The sequence below is a fragment of the Candidatus Zixiibacteriota bacterium genome (genome assembly GCA_040753495.1).
Taxonomy (GTDB): domain Bacteria; phylum Zixibacteria; class MSB-5A5; order GN15; family PGXB01; genus DYGG01.
In genome coordinates this window covers 1-6,684 of sequence record JBFMEF010000148.1, presented here as the reverse complement: position 1 = coordinate 6,684, position 6,684 = coordinate 1, and the positions used below count along the sequence as shown (strand labels likewise).

The following is a 6,684-nucleotide window of genomic DNA, read 5'->3' as shown; positions in this document are numbered from 1 at the left end:
TATTCCCCTTAGCCGGGCGAAAGAACATGCTTCGCCGCGGCTTGATATTCTCGATAACTCCGGCGCCTTCCTTGTCCCGCGCGAATTCGACATCATCGCCAACCGCCACGGCGGCGACGGCGTCACTTTTGAAGCGGAGACGGCCCCTGATTTTACACGGGATATCCTGATTATTGTGACGGACGATAAACGATTTACCGTGAGCGCGAACTACAATCCCCTCAAATATTGCTGTATCGCTCATCGCCCTCGTCCATGAGGATGTCGCGCCAGTCACGCTCGTCATCTTCCAGCTGACGTTTCAGTCGGCGCGCTTCTTTTTTGTCGCCGTTCTTGCGAGCCTGCTCCTTCCTTTGAGCCAGCTCCCATTCCTGCTGACGGCGCGATTTGCGAGTCTGCTTGGGATTTCCTTTGAATCCTTTTTTGTCGTACATACACCAAAAAGTTAGTTGATTAGGTTTACTCGATATAATTTATATCGGCTGAATCTAATTTCGATTTTAGACTAAATCATATGACCAAATGCCCGGACAATAACTTCTATCCCCATTGCCTGCAGGCAACACCCGGCGGAATATAAATAGCAGATATCATACTTTGAACGTTGACGCCCCAAAATTAAACAGAGTATTGGAAAAAAGCAACAGGAAAATCAGGCTCTCAATTAAGCCGCCAGATCTCAAAGGTCAGGGCGGAGGCGTAACTTACCCAGACCAGATACGGCGCCAGCAGCCATGCCGCCGCTTTTGATATCGGACGGAACAACACTATGGTTACTATAATCGCAAACCAGAGAAGGACTATCTCGATAAAAGCCGGCAACAGCAGTTTCCAGCCGAAAAAGATATATGACCAGAGGGTGTTGAGAACCAGTTGAACCGCGAAAGCCGCCAATGCCGCTTTCACCCCCCCGGCAGACAACCCTTTGCGCCAAACCAGAAAGACCGATACTCCCATCATAAAGTAAAGCGTAATCCAGACCGGGGCAAAGACGGCATTAGGGGGAGTAAATGACGGCCTGGCAATGGTGGCATACCATCCCGGAATCGCTTCAATATTCGGAATCGAGCCGACCACTCCGGCCATTTGACAGATAATTATAGACACCGCCAGCAAGGCGGCATCTTTCCCGGACACTGCTTTCATATCCCTCCGGCGGTCATGAGAATTGCGACCATTGCTACCTGAGAAGCGCCGCCAGCGCCAGTGAGTTTATAATATTATCCTCGGAATCGATTTCAAAACCGCACGCGACCGGAGCGACTCCGCCGTAGATTACTCCCGCTCCCTGCGCCCCGGCATACAGCACCATCGCCTTATAGATTCCATTGGCAGTTTCTATGGTCGGGGTCACAAAGATATCCGGGTCACCCGCAACCGGAGAATTCTTTATTCCTTTCTGGGAAGCCACATCGGCGCTGATGGCGCAATCAAACGATAAGGGGCCATCTATCAAAACATTCTTTATCTGCCCCCGGTCCCCCATTTTGGCGATAGCGGCTTCTTCCATCGTCACCGGCACCGCCGGATATATCGCCTCTACCGCCGCCAGCAGGGCAATCTTGGGCTGAGCAATTCCGCACGTCCGCGCTACCGCGGCGGCATTTTCAATCAATGCCACTTTCTGAGAGGCATCCGGCTGCGGCGCCACGGCGGCATCGGTTAGAAAAATCATTTTGTGGTAGCGGGGATGTGTCAGAAGCGCCAGATGAGACAATGTCTTTCCCTCAGACACAAACTGCGCCTCTTTCTTAACAACATACCGGGCAATGTCGCGCACCGTCACCCCGCCGTTGAATATAATATCCAGATTCTTCTCGCGCGCCTGCGCCACCGCTTCCGGCACGGGAGCCTGGGTATCTATAATTTCGCAGGAGGAGAGGTCGATATCTGCATCCTGGGCGATTGGGCGGATAATTTTCTCGGAGCCAAAAAGGACCGCTGTTATCAGGCCCATGCGCATCGCCTGGTCAGCCAACTCCAGATGTTTTCTACGGGGAGATATGATTCCAAGGCGAAGAGGTTTCTTGCCGGAGATTTTTTGAAGCGCCGCCTGACGAAGCTCCCCAAAATTGGTTATTGCTGTCATCGCCCGCCTCCTGCGGTCTGCCGGTAATATTCCGCTATCAGACAGGCAAGCGATACCGACGCTTTCTTATTCTTGACCGTATCGGTTCTTGAAACCAGACTGACCGGCACTTTCGCCCCGACAATAACGCCGGCGAATACAGCGTCAGCGAAATTTATGAGCGACTTCGCCACTATATTGCATTCTTCAATGGTATGCATCAGGTAGATATCGGCCTCGCCGACCACCGGACCGGCCAGCCCCTTGCGGGCGGCAATCTCTTTGGACGTCGCCGCATCCAGAGTCAGCGGGCCCTCAATCTTTATATCCTTCATTCCCGAAGCGAGTACTTTATCAATTGCTCGCTGGCACTCAATTGAGGTCGGGTCGTCAGCGCAGAATTTATTGGTGGTCCCCGAAATTGCCACTTTCACCGGACTCAGTCCCAACGCCTGCGCCACCAGAACCGCATTTTCCAGAATCTGAAATTTCTGCTCCAGGTCCGGCTTGACCACCATGCCGCCGTCAGTCATCGCCAGAAGTTTATGATATCCCGGAATATCGAGCACCGCCACATGCGACAGAGTATTCTTGGTGCGGAGGTCGAAATCTTTGGCAAGGACCGTCTTGAGAAGCGCCGAGGTCGAGACAAATCCTTTCATGATAACATCGGCTTTCCCATCGGCAGCCATTCTGACCGCATCGACCGTCGCCGCTTTGACATCAGGATTGTGGACAATTCTCAGTCTGGATATATCGAAATTCCCCTCAGCGGCCATCTTCCTGATAAGCGTTTCATCTCCAAACAGGGTGGCATCCAGAATCCCTTCCGCTTCCGCTGAAGACAACGCGCCGATGACATCGGCATCCTGCGCCGCCGCCACCGCCACCATTTTGCGCTTGTCGCCTGACGACAGTTTCGCCGCCGCTGAAATAATCTGGTCTGATGACAGAATTGGTTCAGCCATAATCAATACTCTTTGGGGATTTCCCGCTTGTCAATTACTCGTCTCGCCCAGGCCGCGAGCGCCTCCATCTCGAATTCGCCCGGGACAACCATAACCTCTCCGAGAAACGAGATATGTTCTTTAAGAATCTCTATCAATCGGGATGATTTCGCCATACCGCCGGTCAGAACAATCCCTTCAAAATTCCCTTTCAGCGCCACGGCGTAAGCGCCAATCTCCTTGGCAATCTGGTACGCCATCGCCCTAAAATGAAGTTCCGCTTTCTTGTCGCCGGCATCAATCATCTTTTCAACTTCGCGCAGGTCAGACTGACCGAGGTACGCCATCAGCCCCGCTTTACGCGAAAGTTTCTCCACCAGCTCCTTTTCTGTAAACTTGCCGGAGTAGCAAAGCTTGACCAGTCCTCCAATCGGCAATGCCCCGGCTCTATCGGGAGAAAATGGTCCCATCCCCAGAAGAGCATCATTCACATCAACAATCCGCCCCTTCTTGACCGCCGCCACCGAGACTCCTCCCCCCATATGCGCCGCCACAAAGTTGCATTGCTCCAGACTTTTGCCCCGTTTCTCCGCTTCCCGGCGGCAGACCTCCTTAATATTCAAGGTATGCGCCCGGCATTTCCGCTCAATTTCCGGAATGCCGGAGATACGGGCATAATCGGTGAAGTTGTCAGTCGTTACCGGGTCGGCGATTATGGCAATACTGTTATATTTCTTGCCAAGATGGTCGGCGATGATTGCCCCGAGATTGGAGGCATGGTTGGAGTATTTCATCGCCTTCAGGTCGCTTAACATCTTTTCATTAATGCCGTACACTCCCCCTTCGAGCGGTCGAAGAGGCGCCCCTCGGCCGGCAACGGCTACCACCTTCTTCTCATTGATTCCGTTTCGCGCCAGCCACTCCTCGATGTTTCTCATCCGCAGTTCAAAATGGTCGGATACGTTGTCAAACCGCGCCAGCTGGTCGGCGGGGTGTGTTACATTTTCTTCAGCAATCTTTTCCTCGCCGCGGAAGAGAGCCATCTTGGTCGACGTCGACCCGGGATTTATGACTATGATAACTTCATCCATGACTGCTCCGAAATTTCCAGTTTATTTCTTCCCGTTGCCGGAGAGTTCCCGCCCGCGGGCAAACGCCTTGAGATTTATATCCACGAATTTCGCCTTGACCAGACTCCGTATCACCGTTTCCCAGAGCGAAAGTTCAAACTCCAGCGATTTGGAGACCACCCCCAGAAGAAGCGTATTTACCAGGCGCGAATCCCCTAATTCCCGGGCAATGGCATCGGCGTCAATATCAATTACCCGCCCGAATCTCTTCTTCAGGTCGGCAACAGGGTCATCCGGGTAATGGAATTTCTTGCCGGTTGCTATCGGCGGGACAAGCCTTGTCCGCGATACGACCGCTAATCCCTCTTTCTTGAGCCAATCGACCGCCCGAAGCGCCTCGGCTTGCTCAAAGGATATCAGAATATCGGTCTGTCCGTACGGGATAATCGGCGAATAGACTTTCCTGGCATATTTTATATGTGATGTCACCACTCCCCCCCGCTGCGACATCCCATGCACTTCCGACTTCTTGACATCAAATCCGGCTTGCATCGCGGTCTCGGAAAGAAGTTCCGATGCCAGCAGCACTCCCTGCCCGCCGACCCCGACTATCAGAATATTGGTCGTTTTATTTTCCATCATACGCCTCACTTCACTCCCGCCGGTTCCGGCGCCAGCACAATCGCTTCCGGCTGGCAAACCTGAGCACAGAGCGAGCAACCGGTGCAGAGGACCGGGTCGATTATTGCTTTCGGCTGGTTATGTTTGGTCAGCTCTTTTGATGGCATTATCGCCGGGCAGCCGATTCGAAAACAGGCTGAGCAGCCATTGCACTCTTCCGATATGACGACATACGGCTTATCCATTATCCGCTTCGGCATCAGAACGCAGGCGCGGTTGGTAATAACCACCGATGGTCCCGGACGCTCAATCTCTTCCTTTATCACTTTAAGGAGGCCGTCATAATCATACGGGTCCACCTCCCGCACCGATTCCACCCCGAGCGCTTTCGCCAGTTCCACAAAATTGACCTCGCGCGTCTTCTCTCCCATCAGGGTATGTCCGGTCGCCGGATGCTGCTGCCCGCCGGTCATGGCCGTAACACGGTTATCCAGTATAATCACCGTAACATTGCTTTTATTATAAACGGCATCCAGAAGCCCGGTTATTCCGGAATGCAGAAAGGTCGAATCGCCGATTACCGCCACCACCCCTCTCTTATGCCCGCGGACCTTTTCCATCCCAATCGCGTTCCCTATCGATGCCCCCATGCAGATGCAGGTATCCATCATCTCCAGCGGCGGAAGAACCGAAAGGGTGTAGCAGCCGATATCGCCGGTCACCGCCACCCCCAGTTTCTTGAGCGCCATAAATGCCCCCCGGTGCGGACAGCCGGGGCAAAGTATCGGGGGACGGGGGAAAAGCTCCTCCGGCGGAATCTCCGCGCCCCTTACATCTTCAATGACCCCCGCCTCTTTCAACCCCTGCGCCACCCGGTACGGCGAAAGTTCCCCCAGACGGGAGAAATATTTTTTCCCGTCAACATTGATTCCCGCCGCCCTGAGCTGCTCTTCGTAGTACGGCTCCAGTTCCTCAATAATCAGATTGGTCTTGTGAGTGGCAACAAATTTCCTGATTTTTTCTATCGGCAGCGGAAATCCAAACCCGATTTTGAAATAGTCGGCTTCCGGTATGACATCTTTGGCATACTGATAAGCGATCCCGCCGGTGATTATCCCTATTGATGAGCCATTATTCTCAATTACATTCAAATCGGTCTCTTCGGAGAACCGCTTCAGTTTCTCCAAACGTTCCGTCACCACAACATGCCGCTTTTTGGCATTGGAAGGAATCATCACATATTTCTGCATATCCCGCTTGAAGCCCGACTCCGGAAGCGTCACCGGTTCCCCTTCCTCCACAATCCCTTTCGAATGCGAGATACGGGTGGTCATCCGAAGCATCACCGGCGTGTCGAACTTCTCCGATAATTCAAACGCCTTTATTGTGAAATCTTTCGACTCCTGTGAATCGGATGGCTCCAGAAACGGTATCTGCGCGAATTTGGCAAAAAACCGGTTGTCCTGCTCGTTCTGCGAGGAGTGCATCTCCGGGTCATCGGCCGATATCACTACAAACCCGGCATTAACTCCGGTGTAGGCGAAAGTCATAAATGGGTCGGCGGCGACATTGAGCCCGACATGTTTCATCGTCACCAGCGCCCGCCCGCCGCCCAGCGATGCCCCAATCCCGACCTCGAACGCCACTTTTTCATTGGGCGACCATTGCGAATATATCGAGCGGTGCTCCTTCGCGACCGTTTCGAGGATTTCGGTGGAGGGAGTCCCGGGGTATCCGGCCGCCAGTCTAACCCTGGCTTCATATGCCCCGCGCGCCACCGCTTCATTTCCAGAAAGTAATCGTCTCATAAGCAACCTGACTTGTAGTATTTATTTTGTAGGTCAAAATCCCTCTTGGGTTTTGACATTTTGTGTCTGCGTGCGCCAATCGGGGGGCACCGCAAATGATTGTCGAAACCTAAGAAGGGTCTCATCCTTCTCGTACCTATCTTTGCAGGGGCGAACCTGCGCGCTCGCCC

The 6,684-nt window shown here is 53.3% G+C and carries 8 protein-coding genes; all 8 read right to left on the bottom strand.

Features of this window, described 5'->3' with window-relative positions; translation table 11 throughout:
- Nucleotides 1-244, bottom strand: a 244-nt coding sequence (locus AB1690_09970) for a ribosome small subunit-dependent GTPase A (GenBank protein MEW6015638.1), incomplete at its 3' end; no start/stop codon positions are given.
- On the bottom strand, nt 222-434 hold the full coding sequence (locus AB1690_09965; GenBank protein ID MEW6015637.1) for a hypothetical protein: 213 nt from the start codon (nt 432-434) through the stop codon (nt 222-224). The genes AB1690_09970 and AB1690_09965, both read right to left, overlap by 23 nt.
- A gap of 226 nt (nt 435-660) precedes the next feature.
- Nucleotides 661-1,146 (bottom strand): TspO/MBR family protein, encoded by a 486-nt coding sequence (locus AB1690_09960; protein ID MEW6015636.1) that lies wholly within the window; start codon nt 1,144-1,146, stop codon nt 661-663.
- A 34-nt stretch (nt 1,147-1,180) separates the two neighbouring features.
- Nucleotides 1,181-2,089, bottom strand: a complete 909-nt coding sequence (locus AB1690_09955) for a phosphate acyltransferase (protein MEW6015635.1) — start codon at nt 2,087-2,089, stop codon at nt 1,181-1,183.
- Nucleotides 2,086-3,036, bottom strand: coding sequence for a phosphate acyltransferase (locus AB1690_09950; GenBank protein ID MEW6015634.1), 951 nt, complete (start codon nt 3,034-3,036; stop codon nt 2,086-2,088). The genes AB1690_09955 and AB1690_09950 overlap by 4 nt, the downstream gene beginning before the upstream one ends.
- A 2-nt stretch (nt 3,037-3,038) precedes the next feature.
- The gene (gene buk / locus AB1690_09945) at nt 3,039-4,106 is read right to left on the bottom strand and encodes a butyrate kinase (GenBank protein ID MEW6015633.1); all 1,068 of its coding nucleotides are present in this window, start codon (nt 4,104-4,106) and stop codon (nt 3,039-3,041) included.
- A gap of 21 nt (nt 4,107-4,127) precedes the next feature.
- On the bottom strand, nt 4,128-4,727 hold the full coding sequence (locus AB1690_09940) for an indolepyruvate oxidoreductase subunit beta (protein MEW6015632.1): 600 nt from the start codon (nt 4,725-4,727) through the stop codon (nt 4,128-4,130).
- A gap of 5 nt (nt 4,728-4,732) precedes the next feature.
- A complete protein-coding gene (gene iorA / locus AB1690_09935) occupies nt 4,733-6,514 on the bottom strand; it encodes an indolepyruvate ferredoxin oxidoreductase subunit alpha (protein MEW6015631.1) in 1,782 nt (593 codons plus the stop codon).
- Nucleotides 6,515-6,684: the final 170 nt, after the last annotated feature.